This is a genomic window from Nonomuraea sp. NPDC004354 (assembly GCF_053602555.1).
Genome location: NZ_JBSGDV010000020.1, coordinates 148148 through 164578 on the forward strand (window position 1 = coordinate 148148; position 16431 = coordinate 164578).

General features: G+C 73.8%; 17 protein-coding genes and 1 riboswitch. Of the genes, 8 read left to right on the forward strand and 9 right to left on the reverse strand.

Annotation, left to right across the window (positions count from 1 at the left end; translation table 11 throughout):
- Positions 1-16: 16 nt before the first annotated feature.
- From ACWENQ_RS38080 to ACWENQ_RS38100, 5 genes are all read left to right on the forward strand, one after another.
- Positions 17-625, forward strand: coding sequence for a hypothetical protein (locus tag ACWENQ_RS38080; protein ID WP_449929735.1), 609 nt, complete (start codon positions 17-19; stop codon positions 623-625).
- Between the two features lie 66 nt (positions 626-691).
- The gene (locus tag ACWENQ_RS38085; protein WP_452418589.1) at positions 692-1261 is read left to right on the forward strand and encodes a mycothiol-dependent nitroreductase Rv2466c family protein; all 570 of its coding nucleotides are present in this window, start codon (positions 692-694) and stop codon (positions 1259-1261) included.
- Between the two features lie 76 nt (positions 1262-1337).
- Positions 1338-1904 carry a CGNR zinc finger domain-containing protein gene (locus tag ACWENQ_RS38090; protein WP_452418591.1) on the forward strand — a complete coding sequence of 189 codons (567 nt, stop codon included), beginning with the start codon at positions 1338-1340 and terminating at the stop codon, positions 1902-1904.
- Between the two features lie 84 nt (positions 1905-1988).
- Positions 1989-2435 carry a VOC family protein gene (locus tag ACWENQ_RS38095; protein WP_452418614.1) on the forward strand — a complete coding sequence of 149 codons (447 nt, stop codon included), beginning with the start codon at positions 1989-1991 and terminating at the stop codon, positions 2433-2435.
- A gap of 3 nt (positions 2436-2438) precedes the next feature.
- Positions 2439-3308 (forward strand): pyridoxamine 5'-phosphate oxidase family protein, encoded by an 870-nt coding sequence (locus tag ACWENQ_RS38100; protein ID WP_452418593.1) that lies wholly within the window; start codon positions 2439-2441, stop codon positions 3306-3308.
- A 14-nt stretch (positions 3309-3322) separates the two neighbouring features.
- On the opposite strand, the gene ACWENQ_RS38105 is transcribed toward ACWENQ_RS38100, so the two are convergent.
- From ACWENQ_RS38105 to ACWENQ_RS38120, 4 genes are all read right to left on the reverse strand, one after another.
- Complete coding sequence (locus ACWENQ_RS38105) at positions 3323-4027, reverse strand: copper resistance CopC family protein (RefSeq protein ID WP_452418594.1); 705 nt, start codon at positions 4025-4027, stop codon at positions 3323-3325.
- Positions 4024-5232: a Dyp-type peroxidase gene (locus ACWENQ_RS38110; RefSeq protein ID WP_452418596.1), complete on the reverse strand. Its 1209-nt coding sequence runs from the start codon at positions 5230-5232 to the stop codon at positions 4024-4026. The genes ACWENQ_RS38105 and ACWENQ_RS38110 overlap by 4 nt, the downstream gene beginning before the upstream one ends.
- Positions 5225-5785: a copper chaperone PCu(A)C gene (locus ACWENQ_RS38115; protein WP_452418597.1), complete on the reverse strand. Its 561-nt coding sequence runs from the start codon at positions 5783-5785 to the stop codon at positions 5225-5227. Before ACWENQ_RS38115 ends, ACWENQ_RS38110 begins: the two co-directional genes overlap by 8 nt.
- A gap of 132 nt (positions 5786-5917) precedes the next feature.
- Complete coding sequence (locus ACWENQ_RS38120; protein WP_452418599.1) at positions 5918-6466, reverse strand: MFS transporter; 549 nt, start codon at positions 6464-6466, stop codon at positions 5918-5920.
- 179 nt (positions 6467-6645) lie between these two features.
- Between ACWENQ_RS38120 and ACWENQ_RS38125 the strand changes: the two genes are divergently transcribed.
- The gene (locus ACWENQ_RS38125; protein WP_452418600.1) at positions 6646-7167 is read left to right on the forward strand and encodes a hypothetical protein; all 522 of its coding nucleotides are present in this window, start codon (positions 6646-6648) and stop codon (positions 7165-7167) included.
- A gap of 169 nt (positions 7168-7336) precedes the next feature.
- Positions 7337-7531, forward strand: a riboswitch (cobalamin riboswitch).
- A gap of 30 nt (positions 7532-7561) precedes the next feature.
- On the forward strand, positions 7562-8194 hold the full coding sequence (gene bluB / locus ACWENQ_RS38130; protein ID WP_452418602.1) for a 5,6-dimethylbenzimidazole synthase: 633 nt from the start codon (positions 7562-7564) through the stop codon (positions 8192-8194).
- Between the two features lie 79 nt (positions 8195-8273).
- On the opposite strand, the gene ACWENQ_RS38135 is transcribed toward bluB, so the two are convergent.
- The 4 genes from ACWENQ_RS38135 to ACWENQ_RS38150 all read right to left on the reverse strand — a co-directional run bounded on the left by ACWENQ_RS38135 (position 8274) and on the right by ACWENQ_RS38150 (position 14528).
- Positions 8274-11036 (reverse strand): hypothetical protein, encoded by a 2763-nt coding sequence (locus ACWENQ_RS38135; RefSeq protein ID WP_452418604.1) that lies wholly within the window; start codon positions 11034-11036, stop codon positions 8274-8276.
- On the reverse strand, positions 11033-12373 hold the full coding sequence (locus tag ACWENQ_RS38140) for an SWIM zinc finger family protein (RefSeq protein WP_452418605.1): 1341 nt from the start codon (positions 12371-12373) through the stop codon (positions 11033-11035). The genes ACWENQ_RS38135 and ACWENQ_RS38140 overlap by 4 nt, the downstream gene beginning before the upstream one ends.
- A gap of 130 nt (positions 12374-12503) precedes the next feature.
- Positions 12504-13988, reverse strand: coding sequence for an MFS transporter (locus tag ACWENQ_RS38145; RefSeq protein ID WP_449929759.1), 1485 nt, complete (start codon positions 13986-13988; stop codon positions 12504-12506).
- Positions 13989-14033: 45 nt separating this feature from the next.
- Complete coding sequence (locus ACWENQ_RS38150) at positions 14034-14528, reverse strand: hypothetical protein (protein ID WP_452418607.1); 495 nt, start codon at positions 14526-14528, stop codon at positions 14034-14036.
- A 130-nt stretch (positions 14529-14658) separates the two neighbouring features.
- On the opposite strand from ACWENQ_RS38150, the gene ACWENQ_RS38155 reads away from it, so the two are divergent.
- Complete coding sequence (locus ACWENQ_RS38155) at positions 14659-15300, forward strand: response regulator transcription factor (RefSeq protein WP_354911991.1); 642 nt, start codon at positions 14659-14661, stop codon at positions 15298-15300.
- Between the two features lie 34 nt (positions 15301-15334).
- On the opposite strand, the gene ACWENQ_RS38160 is transcribed toward ACWENQ_RS38155, so the two are convergent.
- The coding region (locus ACWENQ_RS38160; protein ID WP_452418609.1) for a sensor histidine kinase at positions 15335-16431 on the reverse strand (1097 nt) is incomplete at its 5' end.

The window sequence follows — 16431 nt, forward strand, 5'->3', positions numbered from 1 at the left end:
GAAGGCGGAGGTCATCATGTTCATCCAGGTCATCAAGGGCCGCACCGGCGACCCCGGCCAGCTGCGCGCCGCGCTCGACCGGTGGGTCGAGGAGCTGTCCTCCGGCGCGCCGGGATGGCTCGGCACGACCGCGGGCGTCACCGACGACGGGACCTTCGTCAACCTGGCCCGCTTCGAGTCCGAGGACGCCGCCCGCGCCAACAGCGGGCGCTCCGAGCAGCACCAGTGGTGGATGGAGACCTCCAAGCTGCTCAGCGGCGACATCGTCTTCCACGACTCCGCCGAGGTCGTGCCGTTCCTCGGCGGCGGCTCGGACGAGGCGGGCTTCGTGCAGGTGATCGAGGGCAGGGTGCGCGACGTGCGGCGGCTGCGCGAGCTCAACGAGCTGTACGAGGCGCAGTTCAGCAACTTCCGCCCCGACGTCCTGGGCGGCATCGCGGCCCTGTACGACGACGGCTCGTTCACCCAGGCCATCTACTTCACCTCCGAGTCGGCGGCCAGGGAGGGCGAGCGCAAGCAGCCTCCCGCCGATCTGAAGGAGCTCTTCGACGAGGAGATGGCGCTGTACGAGAGCGAGCTGGTCTTCTACGACCTGCGCGACCCCTGGCTGCTCTCCCGTCGCTGACCTCCTCTCGAGCCCGGTGGTGCGACTTTCCTGAAGCGGGCGCGGCCGAGTCGGTACTTTCGTGCTGTGATCACTGACTTCTGGTTCGACCCGACGTGTCCGTACACCTGGGTGACCTCGCGATGGCTGGCCGAGGCCGCCCGGGTGCGCCCGATCGAGATCCGCTGGCGGCTGCTCAGCCTGTCCGCGCTCAACGAGCACCTCGAGGTGAACCCGGAAGGCGACACCGAGGGCTACCTCTGGTACCCGGCACGGGTGTGCGCGGCTGTCGAGCTCCGGTACGGCACGGCGGCGCTCGGCCGCTTCTACGAGACCCTGCACGATCTCGGCGGCTGGGACCTCGCCCCCGCGCTGGCCGCCGCCGGCCTGCCCGAGGAGCTGGCCGAGGCCGCCACCACGACGTCGTACGACGACCACCTGCGGGCCTCGACCGCCGACGGTGTGAGCCGGGTCGGCAACCACGTCGGCACCCCGATCATCGCGACGGGTGACGTCGCCTTCTTCGGTCCGGTGATGTCCCGCATTCCCAGAGGGGAGGCCGCCGGCCGGCTCTGGGACGCCACCCTGCTGGTCGCGGCGACCCCGGGTTTCCACGAGCTCAAGGGCGGGCCGCACGCCGAGCCCTGTCTCGACTAGCGCGGCCGGGCGCCGGAGCAGCCGGACCCTGCTCCGCCTAACGGGGAGACCGCATATCACCCATTAGCCTGGAGGGATGCTCGCCCTCGACTTCGTCAGCACGATCCGCGCGACGCGCAGCGGTCTCCTCGACGCCCTGTCCGATCCCGACGCGCTCACCGCGTGGGCCCGCTCGCGCGCCGGCGAGCTGGACCTGGATCCTGGCTTCACCGCCATGTCCGAGCAGTGGCGCCAGGTCGTCGAGCTGCGGCTGGCCGTCAGGGCGCTGTTCGCCAGGGCCGTCGCGCCGAGGCCGCCCAGCGCGGCCGACGCCGCCCGGCTGCCCGCCTTCGACCTGGCGCTCGCCCAGGTGAACGCGGCGGCGCTCGCCGTACCGTCAGCGCCTCAGCTGGCCTGGGACGAGGACGGGCCGGCGCTGTCGCTCGTGCCCGTCGGACCTCCGTCGGCGTTCCTGGCCGCGCGCCTCGCACAGGCCGCCCTGCGGTTCCTGGCCGGTCCCGAGGTCGCGGAGCTGCGCACCTGCCCCGCTCCTCGGTGCGTGCTGTATTTCGTCAAGGAGCACCCGCGCCAGGAATGGTGCTCGACGGCGTGCGGCAACCGGGCCAGGGCCGCGCGCCACTACCGCGCCCACAAGGGGGATTGAGTGACGCACGCCACAAACTTCTAATGGGATAACGCGTCAAACTCCGTTATATTCGTGGGTATCGAATCGACGGAGGAGTTCTCGATGTCCACCTTCCAGACCGGCCACATCGGCCTCAACGTCACCGACCTCGACCGCTCGGCCGACTTCTACCAGCGTGTCTTCGGCTTCGAGGTGAGCGGCAGGTCCGACCAGGACGGCAAGGAGTTCGCCTTCCTCGCCCAGGACGGCGCCCTGAGGCTCACCCTGTGGCGGCAGAGCGAGGGCCGCTTCCCCACCGCGCAGCCCGGGCTGCACCACCTGTCGTTCCAGGTCGCGAGCCTGCACGAGGTCCAGCAGGCCGAGGCGGTGCTGCGCGAGATCGGCGCGACCATCCACCACGGCGGCATCGTTCCGCACCGCGAGGGCGCCTCCTCCGGCGGCCTGTTCTTCGAGGACCCCGACGGCATCCGCCTGGAGATCTACGCCCCCGACGCCGCGGGCGACCGCCCGGCCCCCAGCGGCTCCGCCCCCACGTGCGGGTTCTTCTAGGCCATGGAGCACCCCGGAGAGGCCGCCGTCCAGCGCCGGGCGGGAGTGCCCAGGGCGGGGACGTGGGGATCGGCCCGGGCCCGGCCGGAGATCCCCGAGGTGGCCGCCGACTTCCTGAGCCGGCAGCGCCTGCTCGTCGTCGCCGCCGCCGACACCCACGGCCGGATGTGGGCCGGCGCGCTGACCGGCCCTGAAGGCTTCGCCCAGGCGCTGGACGAGCGGCGCATCATGGTGGGCGCCCTGCCGGGGCCCGGCGACCCGCTGGCCGGGGCGTTCGCCAGCGAACACGAGATCGGCATGATCGCCATCGAACCCGCCACCCGGCGCAGGATGCGGGTCAACGGCACCGCGCACGCGGCCGGCGCCGGCCTGCTCGTGCACACCGAACAGGTCTACAGCAACTGCCCCAAGTACATCCAGGCCAGAACGATCATCCCAGGACCGGCCGTCACCTCCCCCGCCGCCCGTACCTCGAACACGCTCAGCGGGCGGCAGCAGGAGTGGATCTCCGAGGCGGACACCTTCTTCGTGGCCACCCACGCCGAAGGGCTCGGCGCCGACGCCTCGCATCGCGGCGGCAACCCCGGATTCGTCACGGTGCTGGACGAACGGCACCTGGCCTGGCCCGACTACGTGGGCAACTCGATGTACATGACGCTGGGCAACCTGGAGCTCGACCCTGCCTGCGGCCTGCTGTTCCCCGACTGGGACACCGGCGACGCCCTGCACGTCACGGGGCGGGCGCGCGTCGAATGGGGCGCCGAGCGCACGGTCCGTTTCGAGGTGGACGGCGTGGTGGAGGTGACGGCGGCCTCGCCGCTGCGCTGGGAGTTCGGCGGGTACTCCAGGCACAACCCGCCGATCCCCACCTGAAGCGTCCGCCCGGGTCACTCCTCCTCGTCGGGCTCCTCCCGGCGGCGCCTGAGCAGCAGCAGGGCGCCGCCGGCCACCGCCAGGACGCCGGCCGTCGCCCACAACCACACCGGCACGCCATCGGCTGCCGGATTCGCGGCCGGGGTGGCGGCCACCGCGTCCGGCGCCCCCGGAGAGGACCCGGTCACCGCGGGCGCGGGCACCGCCGAGGAATCCGGCGCGGCTTCCGCCGACGATCCCGGCGTGGCCTCTCCAGAGACGGCGGGCGTGGCTTCCGCCGATGCGGCGGTCGCGGGGTCCCCCGAGGAGGACGGTGCGGCCGAGGCGGCCGGCGTCGGGGTGGCCGAGGGGCCGCCCTTCACCGAGAACGGGATCTCCCCCTCGATCGGGTGCCCGTCGGTGGAGACCACGCGCCACCCGATGACGTACCGCCCGGCAGGCAGCGGCTCCGGCACCGCCACGGTGACGATCTTGTCATCCACCTTCGGCTTCCTGAGGGTGACGGCCGAGCCGTCACTGTCGTGCAGCACGATCGCGGGCAGCCGTACCGAGGAGGTGAACTCCAGCTCGATCTCCTCCACGGACGCCACCGTGGCGTTCCTGGCCGGCGAGCTGCTCTTGAGCCGGTCGTGCGCCAGCGCCGGCGTGGCACCGAGCACCACCAGCAACCAGCAGGCGGCCACCAGCACGAGGCCCCTGCGAACCGATCCCTTGCTCATGACAGCAGCCCCTCTCCGATCCAGCCGTCAGGGCCGCAGCCCGGCGGTATGGCGAAAACCGCCGAACCGATCGGCGTGGTCCATTCGTTCAGCAGGTCCGCCTCGGCCAGCCGTTCCTGCACGGGCACGAACTGGCGGGCGATGTCGGCCTGGTAGGAGGCGAACAGCAACCCGGTGTCGGCGCGGCCGTCGGCCGCGACGCCCTCGTCGTAGTTGTAGACCCGGCGCAGCATCCGCAGGTTCGGGTCGGCGACGTGGGCCCGGCGGATGTGCGCGTACTCGGAAATGACGGGGAATCCGGCGGGGGTGAGCTTGGCGTAGTCGGGCGCGTCGTGCTCGCGCCCGCCGGTCAGCGGGGCGCCGTCGGCCAGGCGGCGGCCCACCGTGAACTCCTTGGCCACGGTGTCGGCGGCGTCCCACGTCTCCATCTCGGCCCTGATCCGCCGCAGCACCAGGGTGGTGCCTCCCTGCAGCCGGCCGCCCTCCGCCGGGATCCAGACCGCCCGCTCGAACTCCGGCGTGCCGGAAACCGGGTTGACCGTCCCGTCGAGCTGCCCCATGACGTTGCGCTGGGTCAGCCCGCTCGGCTGCGTGTGCGCGGCCCGCCTGAACCCGCGCTGGGTCCAGCGCACCTTCGCGAACGCCCTGGCGTCCTTGACCACCATCCGCAGCGTGTGGGCGACGGTGAGCGGATCGTCGGCGCAGATCTGGACGAGCAGGTCCCCTCCGCTCCAGCGCTTCTCCAACTTGTCGATCTTGAAGGCGGGCAGCGGGGCCACCGACGCGGGCCGCCGCCCGGACTGCCCGGCCGCGGCGAACAGGCCGGGGCCGAACCCGAACGTGACGGTCAGCCTGGACGGCAGCGCCGCCAGCTCAGGCTCGGTGTCGGCGAGCGCGGGCCGTCCCTGGGTCAGCCGCCGGGCGTCGTCGGTCAGCAGCCGCATCATCCTGGACACCTCCTCGCGGCCGATGCCCTTGCGCAGGTCGAGCCCGACGAACACGGCGTGCGCCTGTGGCGCGGTCGCCACGCCCGCCTGGTGCAGGCCGTGGAACGGCTCGACCGCCCTGCCGTCGGCGACCACCGGGGGTGCCGTGACCGTGCCCGCCCCCGCGGCGGGGGCGGAGCCGGCGACGGCGGCCACCGCCGCCACGGCCCCGCCCGCCAGCAACCGGCGGCGATTCACCGCGAGCCCGAGCTCAGCCATGGTCGCCACTCATGTCCATGCCGGGCTGGTAGTCCTCCTTGCCCCCGGCGAAGTCCTTGCCCATGGCGGTGAAGGCGAACGTGCCGCCGCCCTCGAGGACGAGCGTGAACGGAACCTCCGCGCCCGGCTTCACCTCCTCGGTGACCCCCATGAGCATGATGTGGTCGCCACCGGGCTTCAGCACGTGGGAGCTCTTGGCGGGGATGACGAAGCCGCCCTTCTTCGGCTGCATCACCATCTTCCCGCCGGACTCCACCACCTCGTGCAGCTCCACCTTCGGCGACAGGGGGCTGCTGCCCGCCACGACGGTGACGGCCGTACCGGAGTTGTTGACGAGCGTGCCGAAGGCGGCGGTCATCCCCTTCTTCGTGGTCTTGATCCACGGGTCGGTGATGGTGAGCGCGGAAGCGGCAGCCGACTGCCCGGACGATCCGGACGGCCCGGACGGCGAGGCCACGGCGACCTGCTTCGGAACGGAGTCGGCCGCCTCCTGGACGCCACAGGCGGCCAGACTGGCCACGCCGATGACAACGACGATGACGCGCGAGAACATGGAAAGCCCTTCTTCCGGCTGAGCCGGCACTGGTGTCATGGCACTGATGTCGACCCGGCGCCCGTCACGACAGGGACGCCGGGGAGCACCCCTTTCCCGGGGTGGCCCGCATCGGCCTCCTCGAACGGGAGGTCAGGCGGGAACGGTGCGCATGACGCCAGGAGGGCCGCGCCGGCCCATCTCGTGGCCGAGCAGGATGGAACGCAGGATCACCGGCCGCTCGGCCGGCGCGGGGACGGCCGTGCGGGCCGCCGGATCGACGAACGCCAGCACCGCGACGAGCAGCCGTACGGCCAGCCGCCGCAGCAGCGCCCACAGGGCCGCCTCGCCGTGCGACATCCACAGCGCCGTCAGCCCGATCGCCCATCCGTGCATGACCAGCATGCCGAGGCCCGGCACCAGCCAGGACTGGCCGTGCGCGTGCCCCGCGACCACCGGCTCGACGGCATGGGCGCCGGCGAACAGCACGTGCAGCACCAGCTGCGTGGCGGCCAGGGTCACGGCGATCACGGCCGCCGACCGCTCCCGCCCGGCCAGCGCCTGGGCCGGCAGGAACGACACCAGCAGCGCCACCACCACCGACGGCGCCGACACCGACCCGCCGGCGAACACATGGGCGGCGATGCCGAGCATGACCGAGACCGCGGCGAAGGCGGCGGCTCGCAGAGCTCGAAGCGGCATCGTGGCTGACATGGCCCGGCCATCATCCCACGCTTACCCGCCGCCTCCCAAAGCGGATTCTTCGCCGCACAACCGACCTCGAGCACCACCTCCTGCGCCGAACGGGTGGACGGAGCGTGGCGCCTGACCCAGGGTGGGAGAACGGCCGCCGACCCGACCCACCGTAGGAAGAGAGGACCATGCCGCTCGCAGTCGCCACCCTCGCGCTTCTCGCCGCGACCCTCACCGCAGGCACCACCGCCCCTCCGCCCCCCATCACCGCAGGCGCGACCGCCCCTCCGCCCCCCATCACCGCAGGCGCGACCGCACCCCTGCCCGCCGCCCCCGCGGCCGCCACCCGTCGCCTTTCGACCGCCCCCGCGCTGGTGACCGCCGCGCCCCCGGTCAGCACCGCGTCCCGGTCCGCCGCGTCCCCGGTCACCGGCCTCTCCCCCGCGCCCAACCTGCGCGCCTGCTACGACGGCGCGTGCAGGCTCTCCCTCAGCCGGGCGGTGTCCTTCCGCGTCAGCTCGCGCTTCGGCATCACCAGGCTGGCCGTCACCTTCACCGGCGACCAGGTGAAGGTGAAGGGCACCGGTCCAGGCGTCAGCTCGCAGGCGCGACTGGGCGCGGGCACCACCGGATCGGTCAACGGCATCGGCGTCCAGGTGCTGTCCCTGTCCGCCGACCGGGTCGTCCTGCGGCTGTCCCCCCGGCGGTGACAGCCGTCCAGGCACGGCAGACGTCGCGGCGCACGCGTCCGCCCCCTCGCGCGAGGAAGCCTGGACGAGCCCGCACCGGCCGTGGTGACACTACCGCGGGCAGGGCGACGGAGTCCCGGCCGACCTCGCCGACCGGGCGGGTGAAGTGATCGGCTACCGTACTGCCCGGCGAACTGTTGCGAGGTGCCCCGCGTTCGCGGGGAGAATCGGGAAGCCGGTGAGAGTCCGGCACGGGCCCGCCGCGGTTACCGGGGAGCCTCCGCCCACGCGCGCGAGCGCAGTCACTGGCCCGACAGGGCTGGGAAGGCCGGCGGGCAGGCGTTGATCCGGGAGTCCGAAGACCGGCCTCGCGTTCACCGCCCCCACGGGGGCGCGAGTCAGCGGGAGCCTGCCCATGATCAGCCAGCTGTACGACGTCATCCACCGCCGCCGCGACGTGCGCGGCGAGTTCACCGGCGCGCCGGTGCCCGACGAGGTGCTGCACCGCGTGCTGTCGGCCGCGCACGCGGCGCCCAGCGTCGGCCTGTCCCAGCCGTGGGACTTCATCCTGGTGCGCGACCGCGCCGTCCGCGCCGCCTTCCACGATCACGTACGGCAGGAGCGGGACACGTTCGCGGCCACCCTCGACGGCGAGGCCGCCCGGCGGTTCGCCCGGATCAAGATCGACGGGGTGCTCGAGTCGACGCTGTCCGTCGTGGTCACCTACGACCCTGGCCGGGGCGGGCCCGCGGTGCTCGGCCGCCACGCCATCGCCGATGCCGGGCTCTACTCGGTGTGCCTGGCCATCCAGAACCTGTGGCTGGCCGCCACCGCCGAAGGGCTCGGCGTCGGCTGGGTGTCGTTCTACCGCGAGTCCTTTCTGCGGGACCTGCTGGGCGTCCCCGGCGTGGTGCGACCGGTCGCGTGGCTGTGCGTGGGCCCCGTCTCCCACCTGGAGGAGGTCCCTGACCGGGAACGGCACGGCTGGCGACGGCGCCGCCCGCTGGACGCCGCCGTCCACCACGACCGCTGGACCGGCGACCGGTGACCTGCGCCCGGCCGCCGGGTGGGAATGCCCGCGCGAAGCCCATCCGGGAGAGCCCCTCCTACGGGCGGGCCTTCCGCGGTCAGCGGAGCCGGTCGCGCAGGCGGGCGCACTCGTGGGCGAAGCGGGTGCCGCGCCCGCTGTCCGCGTGAGCGGACACGCACGGGATCTCGCCTCGGGCGCCGGTCCACGCCGCCACGTCGGTGGCCAGCGCCACCGCCGCGGTGTGGCCGGCGGTCGGCCGCTCCCCCCGGCCCGGCAGCAGCACCGGCAGCATCCCCCTGAGGATGTCCCAGACCTGCTCGTGCGCGCCCCGGCGGGCGGCGCCGGCGAGGGAGTCCAGCACCGGAGGGATCGGGTATCCGGCGCGGCGGATCAGGAACGCCAGCTGGCGGCCGACCGCCTCGGCGGGCAGGCTGTCCCGGGCCGCCATCCGCAGCAGCAGCGGCACCGCCTTCGGTTCGCCCTTGGCGAGGAAGTAGGCGAGCATGACCGCGATGGCGTCACCGGCCGGGCCGTCGGCGTCGGCGAGTATCGCCAGGTGCGGCGGGTAGATCCCGGGGCGGGTCCACCGGTACAGCAGGTAGGGCAGGTAGTTGACGGCGACGACCTCGCGGTGCGACGGCAGGACCGCCGCCCACCAGGCCATGGAGTTGCTGTGGTCGTCCCAGTGCCAGGACGACGGCTCGCTCAGCAGCTCGTCGACCAGGTCGTGCCCGGTCGGCTCGGCGCGCAGCACCGGCACCAGCTCGACCTGCGTGGCGTCTTCGGGCGTGCGCTCCTCGAAGAGATGGCGGGTGCCGCCCTCGACGTAGGCCCACGCCACGCCGGTCTCCGGGTCGGGCGGGCCGCCCGCGGACAGCCAGGCGGCGGCCTGGACGGCTCCCCGCGAGCCCACGCGTGCGGCCCGCTCGGCGGCGGCGGGGTGGGCTCCGCGCGGCAGCCGCAGCAGCGCCTGCCCCAGGTCGGCGGCCAGCGGCTCGACACCGGCGGCGGCGCACGCCTCGAGCCGGTCCACCAGCGTCGCGGGGTCCAGGTGCCCGGTCATCAGGGTGGGCGTGGCCAGCAGGACGGGCGGCAGCGTTCCCTCCCGCAGGGCCACGTAGATCTCGCTCAGCCGGCGCAGCAGGAACAGGTGCGGCGGCGAGGCCCGCCCCGGGTCGGGCAGTCGCTGCCGCCTGCGCAGCTCCGCCGCGGGGTCGGGCTCCTGTTCGTGACCGGTCAACGGGTGCGGCCCCGCTGTCGGCATCCACCGGTCGGCGGGCTCGGCGGCGGGCACACCCGGATCGGCGCCCGGCGTGATCACCTCCCTGACCAGGGCGGCGATCCAGTCGCCGGTCTCTGTCCAGCGCTCCTTGGCGTACAGCTGAGCGGGGTCGTCCAGCTGAGCGGGGTCGTCGAAGGCGCGCTTCAGCTTCGCGCGCAGGGCCGGACGGTCGCCCGCGGCCGCCACGAAGGCGGACAGCCACCGCTCGTCCTGCATCCATCCGCGCCGGTACCGCTGCCACGCGTCGAGCGCGGGCGCGGGGAACCGGCCGGGGCCCGGCAGGACGGGCAGCGGCGCTGGGGTGAACGGCTCCGGTGCCTCCTCGGCCGCGAGGTCGCCGCCGAACACCGCCGCCACCTGCGCGCCGAGGTCGGCGGGCAGGGCGGGGACGGCCTCGGCGATCAGCGGAGCGGCCGGGCCGAACGCGGTGGCGTGCTTGACCGCGAGGGCGGCCGCGCGCCGCCGCACCTCGTAGGAGGTGTGGGAGAACGCCGTGACGAGCGCGGGCGCCAGGTCGGCGGCGCGCGCGGGCGCCTGCCGTACTTCCTCCTCCAGCCAGGTCAGGCCGGCGCGGGCCAGCTTGGCCTCGGGACGGAAGGTCAGCGCGTCGACCGCGTCGACGACGTCGGCGGCGTCGTGGGGTCCGGTGCGGCGCAGCTGGGCCATCGCCAGCTCGGCGACCGTGCCGGGGGCGGCGGGCAGCAGCCGCAGATAGTCGCGGGCCCGCCCGGCCGACTCGTGCGGCCGCGGGTCGACCAGCTCGTGCAGGCGGACGAAGAAGCGCAGGTCGATGGCGTCGCCGCCGCGCAGGAACCGGCTCACGCAGCCGTCGAGGATCTCCTCGCGCGACACCGTGCCCGCCGCCAGGAGCTGCCCGAACAGGGCGAGCCAGCGGGTGGGTCCTGGCTTCGGCCGTTCGTCCCTGAGGGCCCGGCCGGCGCCCTCCGCGTGGAAGATCCTCGGCAGCAGCGGGCCGACCAGCGGGTCGTCGTCCACGGGAGGGGCCGACAGCCAGGCGACCACGAGCGGGTCGTGCTCGGGCGGCTCGGCGCCCGAGGCCCGCAGCGCCCCGAGGGCCAGCGGGACGACGCGGTCGCGCGGCCTGCGGATCTTCGCCGCCAGCCGTGCGGCCACATCGGCCTGGAAGGCGACGGGGCGCGCGGCCAGCGCGCGGAACACCTCGTCCAGCTCGTCCGGTTCTTCACGCCACGGGTCCGGGGCCGGCACCAGGTCACGGCGGGTCAGCCAGGCGGCCGTGGCCGCGGGGGCGGAGAGCGTGCCCGCGCCGGCGACCAGAAGCGGCGGCCCGAACGCGCTGACCGCGTCGGCCACCGCCCAGCGCACCTCCAGCCGCATCCACTCGGGGTCGTCGTCCTCGGCGGCGTCGTCCTCGGCACCCCCGCCCCGCCGGCTCTCCCTGGCCATCCGCGTCGCGGTCTCGCGCAACTCCTTGAGGAAGCCCGGCAGCCGGCGGCCCGCCTCGGCCCGCTCGGCCTCGGTCAGCGTGGTCACCAGGTCGGCGAGCGCCACGGTCTTGCGCTCGGTGACGAGGTCACGCACCTCCTGCCAGACGCTCATCGCACGGCCGCCACGTCGGCGCGGGCGGCGATCCTGACCGCCAGCACGTGCTTGCACGGTCCGCGCGAGCCGCGGTGGTCCCACCACCACGGGCAGGTGCACGAGCCGTCGCTCACCCTCACCTCGCGCACCCCGCCGCCGGTCCGCACCCGCGCCGTGTCCCCCTCGATCCGTACGGCACCGGCCGCCACCAGCGCCTTCGCGGCGGCCAGGCGGGGATTGAGGTTCTGCACGTGCTCCCTGTCGTAGGGCAGCTCGCGGTGGAAGTGCGCGGCGTCGGACAGGTCGTAGCCGACGCGGCCCGCCGTACCCAGCTGGGTGAGCGCGGCCCGGACCCGGGCGGTGGGCAGGCCCGCCCGGTCGGCCAGCAGGCCGATCTCCACCTCGGGCTCGAAGTTGAGCAGCATGCCGACCACGTCGGCGTCGCCCTCGGCCTCCTCGGACGACAGGTCCTCCAGCACCGCGCCCTCCCCCGAGAAACCGCGCCAGCGCTCCGGCGACAGGGCGAGGGTGTAGCGCATGCCGGGCAGTTCCAGCTCCCAGGCGCTCGACGCCGCGCCGCCGGCGCCGCCGGCCGGGCCGTACACCCGCAGGCTTCTGGCGAAGCGCAGCAGCGGCAGGAGCGTCGCCAGGCGGCCCACGCCGGACAGGCACACCGCGCCCGCGCCGGGCCGGTCGCCCACCCGCAGCTCGCGGCCCACGGGAGTGACCCACAGGTCGGCCGTGGCCCGCTTGGGCAGCGACCGCAGGAACCGCACCGCGTTCATCCCCGGCAGCTCGGCCTTCAGATCCATGCCCGCCGCGATCACCTGCACCTCGGCGAAGCCCCTCAGCCAGCGCTCGGGCAGCGGCACCTTCTTCTCCACGACCGCGCCGTCGAGGGTCGTCACGGTCAGCTCGTCGGCGCCGACGCCGAGGTGGAGCGGGTCGCGCGGGCCGACCCTGGCCAGCGCCTCGCGCAGCGGGCCGTTGACGTCGACGTTGGTGGTGCCCCGGTCGAACACCTCGCCGTCCAGGGCGCCGTCGAGCAGGTCGAGGCGGGCGTAGACGCCGCCGCAGGCGGAGAACGACTCGAACCTGAGCCGGTCGCCGCCGCACGTGACGACCGGGTCGCGGGTCCAGCCCGGACGGGGCTGGTGGTAGCGGGTCAGGGCCACGTCGGCCACGCCGAGCAGCGCCGCGGCCGCGGGCGCGGCCTGCGTCACCACCCCGCTGAAGAACCGGGGCGCGAGGGCGGGGCCGCTGAGCGCGGTGCCGCCGGACGTCGACAGTCCGAGGCGGCCGTCCACCAGAGTCGAGGGCGCGGCGTAGCTGTACGCCTGCGTCGCAGATGTCATGCGCGGGACAGTAGAGATCACTACTGACAGAATCCGGCTACCAGGCGACGCCTGGACGAGAGGATCCAGCAGACCGGGGGCGCGCACCGCGCCGGCCTGCTGGATCGACGGTCCGGCCGTCCTGAGGGGTTTACGCGGTGACCTCGCTGTCCTCCCTGGCGGGGGCCGGGGCGGGCGCCGGCGCCGTACGGCGCAGCACGGCCATCGCCAGGGCCGCGGCCGCCAGGCTGCAGGCCACGCCCACCCACGAGCCGAGCGACATCGCCGCGCCGAAGGCGTCGCGCGCGGCGGCGAGCACGGCGGGATCACCCAGCACGACCGCCTGTCCGATCGACTCGCGGGCCGCCGCGGGCGCGGAGTGCGGCATCCGGGCGGTGTAGACCCCGGCCAGCACGCTGCCGAGGACGGCGATGCTGAGCGCCATGCCCACCTGCTGGACGGTGTCGTTCAGCGCGGAGCCGGCACCGGCCCGCTCCACGGGCACCGCGCCCATCAGCGTCGTGTAGGCGGCCGGCCCCGCCAGGCCGCCACCGGCCCCCATGACCAGCATGGAGGCGAACATCGACCAGTAGCCGCCGGTCATGGCCAGGCCCGCGAAGGAGACGGCCATCACGGCCAGTCCGACGGCGACCAGCGTCCGGTTGGAGACCTTCTGGCCGAGCGCCACGCCGACGTAGTTGAAGACCGTGGCCGCCAGCGCGTACGGCAGCAGCCCCAGGCCCGCCTGCGTGGCCCCGTAGCCGAGCACGAACTGCAGGTACTGGGTGAGCATCAGCATCACCGCGCCGATGCCGAACGACATCAGCAGGATCGAGAACGAGGCCCCGGTGAAGTCGCGGCTGCGGAACAGCTCCAGCGGCAGCATCGGGTGCGGCGTCCTGCGCTCCCAGAGCGCGAAGCCGCCGAGGGCGACGGCGGCGATGACGGCCACCGGCAGGTTCACGCCCTGCTGGGGCGCCTCGATCACCACGTAGACGAGCGCGGTCAGCCCGACGGTGGACAGCAGCACGCCGAGCGGGTCGAGGCTGCGCTCGGGGCCGCGCCGTTCGGGCATCAGCGCGTACGCGGCCACGATCGCGATCACCGCGACGGGGACGTTGAGCAGGAACACCGAGTTCCACGAGAAGCGCTCGATCAGGAACCCGCCGAGGGTGGGCCCGCCGATCACGCCGACCGTCGCCACGACGCTCCAGGCGGCCATGGCCTTGCGCCGCTCGTCGTCGTCGAACGTGGTGATCAGGATGGACAGCGTGGATGGCATCAACATGGCGCCACCGACGCCCATCAGGGCGCGGGCGGAGATCAGATGCCACGGCTGCGTCGCCAGCGTGGCCAGCAGGGAGGCGCCGCCGAACACGGCCAGGCCGAGGACGAGCAGGCGGCGCCTGCCGTACCGGTCGGACAGGTTGCCCGTGGTGAGCAGCAGACCGGCGTAGACCAGCACGTAGGCGTTGATGATCCACTGGATGTCGGAGGGGGTGGCGCCGAGATCGGTCATCAGTGACGGGATGGCGACGTTGAGCACGGTGGTGTCGATGACCAGCACCATCAGGCTCAGGCAGAGGACGACGAGGACCCACCAGCGGCGGGGGTCTCGGCCGGTGTGTTCGGACACGTTCAGGCCCTTTCGGGGGAGTCGGGGAGGAAGAACGGGCGGCTTTCAGCGCACCCAGCCGGTGTGCCGCCGCCCGCCGTCGCGGTCGAGCGCGGCGCCGGCCGCTCGGACGAGCCAGGCGTTGACCGACAGCCCTTCACCGCCGGCGGCCGTCTCGATGCGGTGCTTGAGCGGGTCGGGGACGCGCAGGGAGATCCGCGAGGTGCCGCTCTCCTCGCCGTCGGCGGGCGGGGCAGCGGGCGGGAAGGCCGAGGAGAGGGCGGACGGGTGGGAGGCGGGCGGTACGGCGGGGCCGCCCGGCGGCGGCGTCACGACGAAGCAGGGATCCCGGCCGCGCAGGCGCAGCTCGACCGAGCCCGGCGCGAGATCGCGGGTGATCTCGACGGCGGCCGTCGAGAGCGCCTCGAGGAGGACGAGCCTGGCGGTGGAGTCGAGCGGGACGACGAGCCGCTCGGCGAGCGCGCGGGCGTCCTCGCCGGCCGCCTCCGCGGAGGCGGCGAGCTCGTGGTGGAGGCGGTCGACATACGGCGCGAGGTGCATGGCATCACTATGGCGCCATCATGGCGTCATTGCAACCCGTCGATCTGATGCCTGTGGCGCCACCGCCCACCGAAGTGTCCGGGACTTTGGTCCCTACCAGCGCCCATGCCGAATGGATAGCGTCGGCATCATGATTCGCGTGTTCCTCCTCGACGATCACGAGGTGGTACGACGGGGCGTCGCCGCCCTGCTGGAGTCCGAGGACGACATCGAGGTGGTCGGCGAGGCGGGCACCGCGTCCTCGGCCCTGGCTCGTATCCCCGCGCTCCGGCCCGACGTGGCGGTCCTCGACGTACGCCTGCCGGACGGCGACGGCGTCGACGTCTGCCGCGAGGTCCGCTCGCAGATGCCCGAACTGCAGTGCCTGATGCTGACCTCCTATGCCGACGACGACGCGCTGTTCGAGGCCGTCATGGCGGGCGCCGCGGGGTACGTGCTCAAGCAGATCCACGGCTCCGACCTGGTCGGCGCGGTGCGCACGGTGGCGAAGGGGCAGTCGCTGCTCGATCCGCAGACGACCGCGACGATGCTGCAGCGGCTGCGCGAGCAGGCCGACCGGACCGACCCGCTCAAGGCGCTGTCGGAGCAGGAGCGCCACATCCTGGAGCTGATCGGCGAGGGCCTCACCAACCGGCAGATCGGTCAGCGGCTGCACCTGGCCGAGAAGACCGTCAAGAACTACGTCTCCAACCTGCTGGGCAAGCTCAACCTGCAGCGCCGTACTCAGGTCGCGGCCATGGCCGCCAGGTTGAAGGCCGACCGCGGGCGCTGACGCGCGCCGCGGCGGGAGGCGCCGGGCGGAGGGTTCAGAGCGGGACCCGCCAGCAGATCCGCGTGCCGCCGCCGGCCGGCTCCTCGACCTCCAGCAGGCCGTTGAGCTGGGCGGCGCGGTCCTCCAGGTTGCGCAGGCCGCTGCGGTGACCGCCGTCGCCCATCCCCACGCCGTCGTCCTGCACCACGAGCGTGAGCGTGCCGTCGGCGATCTCGACCGACACCTCCGCCCTGGAGGCCTTGGCATGGCGGACGACGTTGGACAGCGCTTCGCGCAGCACCGCCAGCAGGTGGGCGGCGACCTCCTCGGGCACCTGGTGGTCGAGCGGGCCCTCCATGCGCAGGCCGGGCATGAACCCGAGGTGACCGCGCGCGTTCTCGACGAGGTCGACGACGCGGGCCCGCAGGCTGGGCGAGCCGGAATCGCGCGGCACCTGCAAGGCGAAGATGGTCGAGCGGATCTGCCTGATGGTCTCGTCGAGCTCGTCGATCGCGTGCTGCACGCGGTCGGCCGCCTCAGGGTGCTCGACCAGCCGTACCGCGCCCATCAGCGTCATGGCGACGGCGAACAGCCGCTGGATGACCACGTCGTGCAGGTCCTTGGCGATGCGGTCGCGGTCCTCCAGCAGGCCGAGCCGTTCGGCGTCCTTGCGCGCCTCGGCCAGTTCGAAGGCCAGCGCGGCCTGCGCGGCGAAGGAGCCGAGCATCTCCACGTTCGCGCCGGTGAACGGCATCCGGCCGGGCTGCTTGACCAGGGCCAGCACGCCGCGCACCGGGAGCGCCGTGCCCAGCGGCACCAGCAGGCCGGGCGCGTCAGGGCCGGAGGAGTCGTACATGCTCTTCTCGAGCCTGGACTCCCCGTTGGTGTAGACGGCGCCGACGGCGCTTCCCTTCAGCGGGAAGCCGGTGCCGAGCAGGTCCTCGGCGTCCTCGCCCTCGGCGACGGCCACCGACAGTCCCTCCCCTGGCGCCTCGGGCAGCAGGACCATGACCGCGTCGGCGCCGGTCATCCTGCGGGCGCTGGCGGCGAGCATGCGGAGCACGTCGTGCGAGGCGGCTCCCGACAGCAGGCTGGTGGTGATCTCCGAGGAGGCCTGCAACCACGTCTCCCTGCGCCGCGTCTCCTCGTACA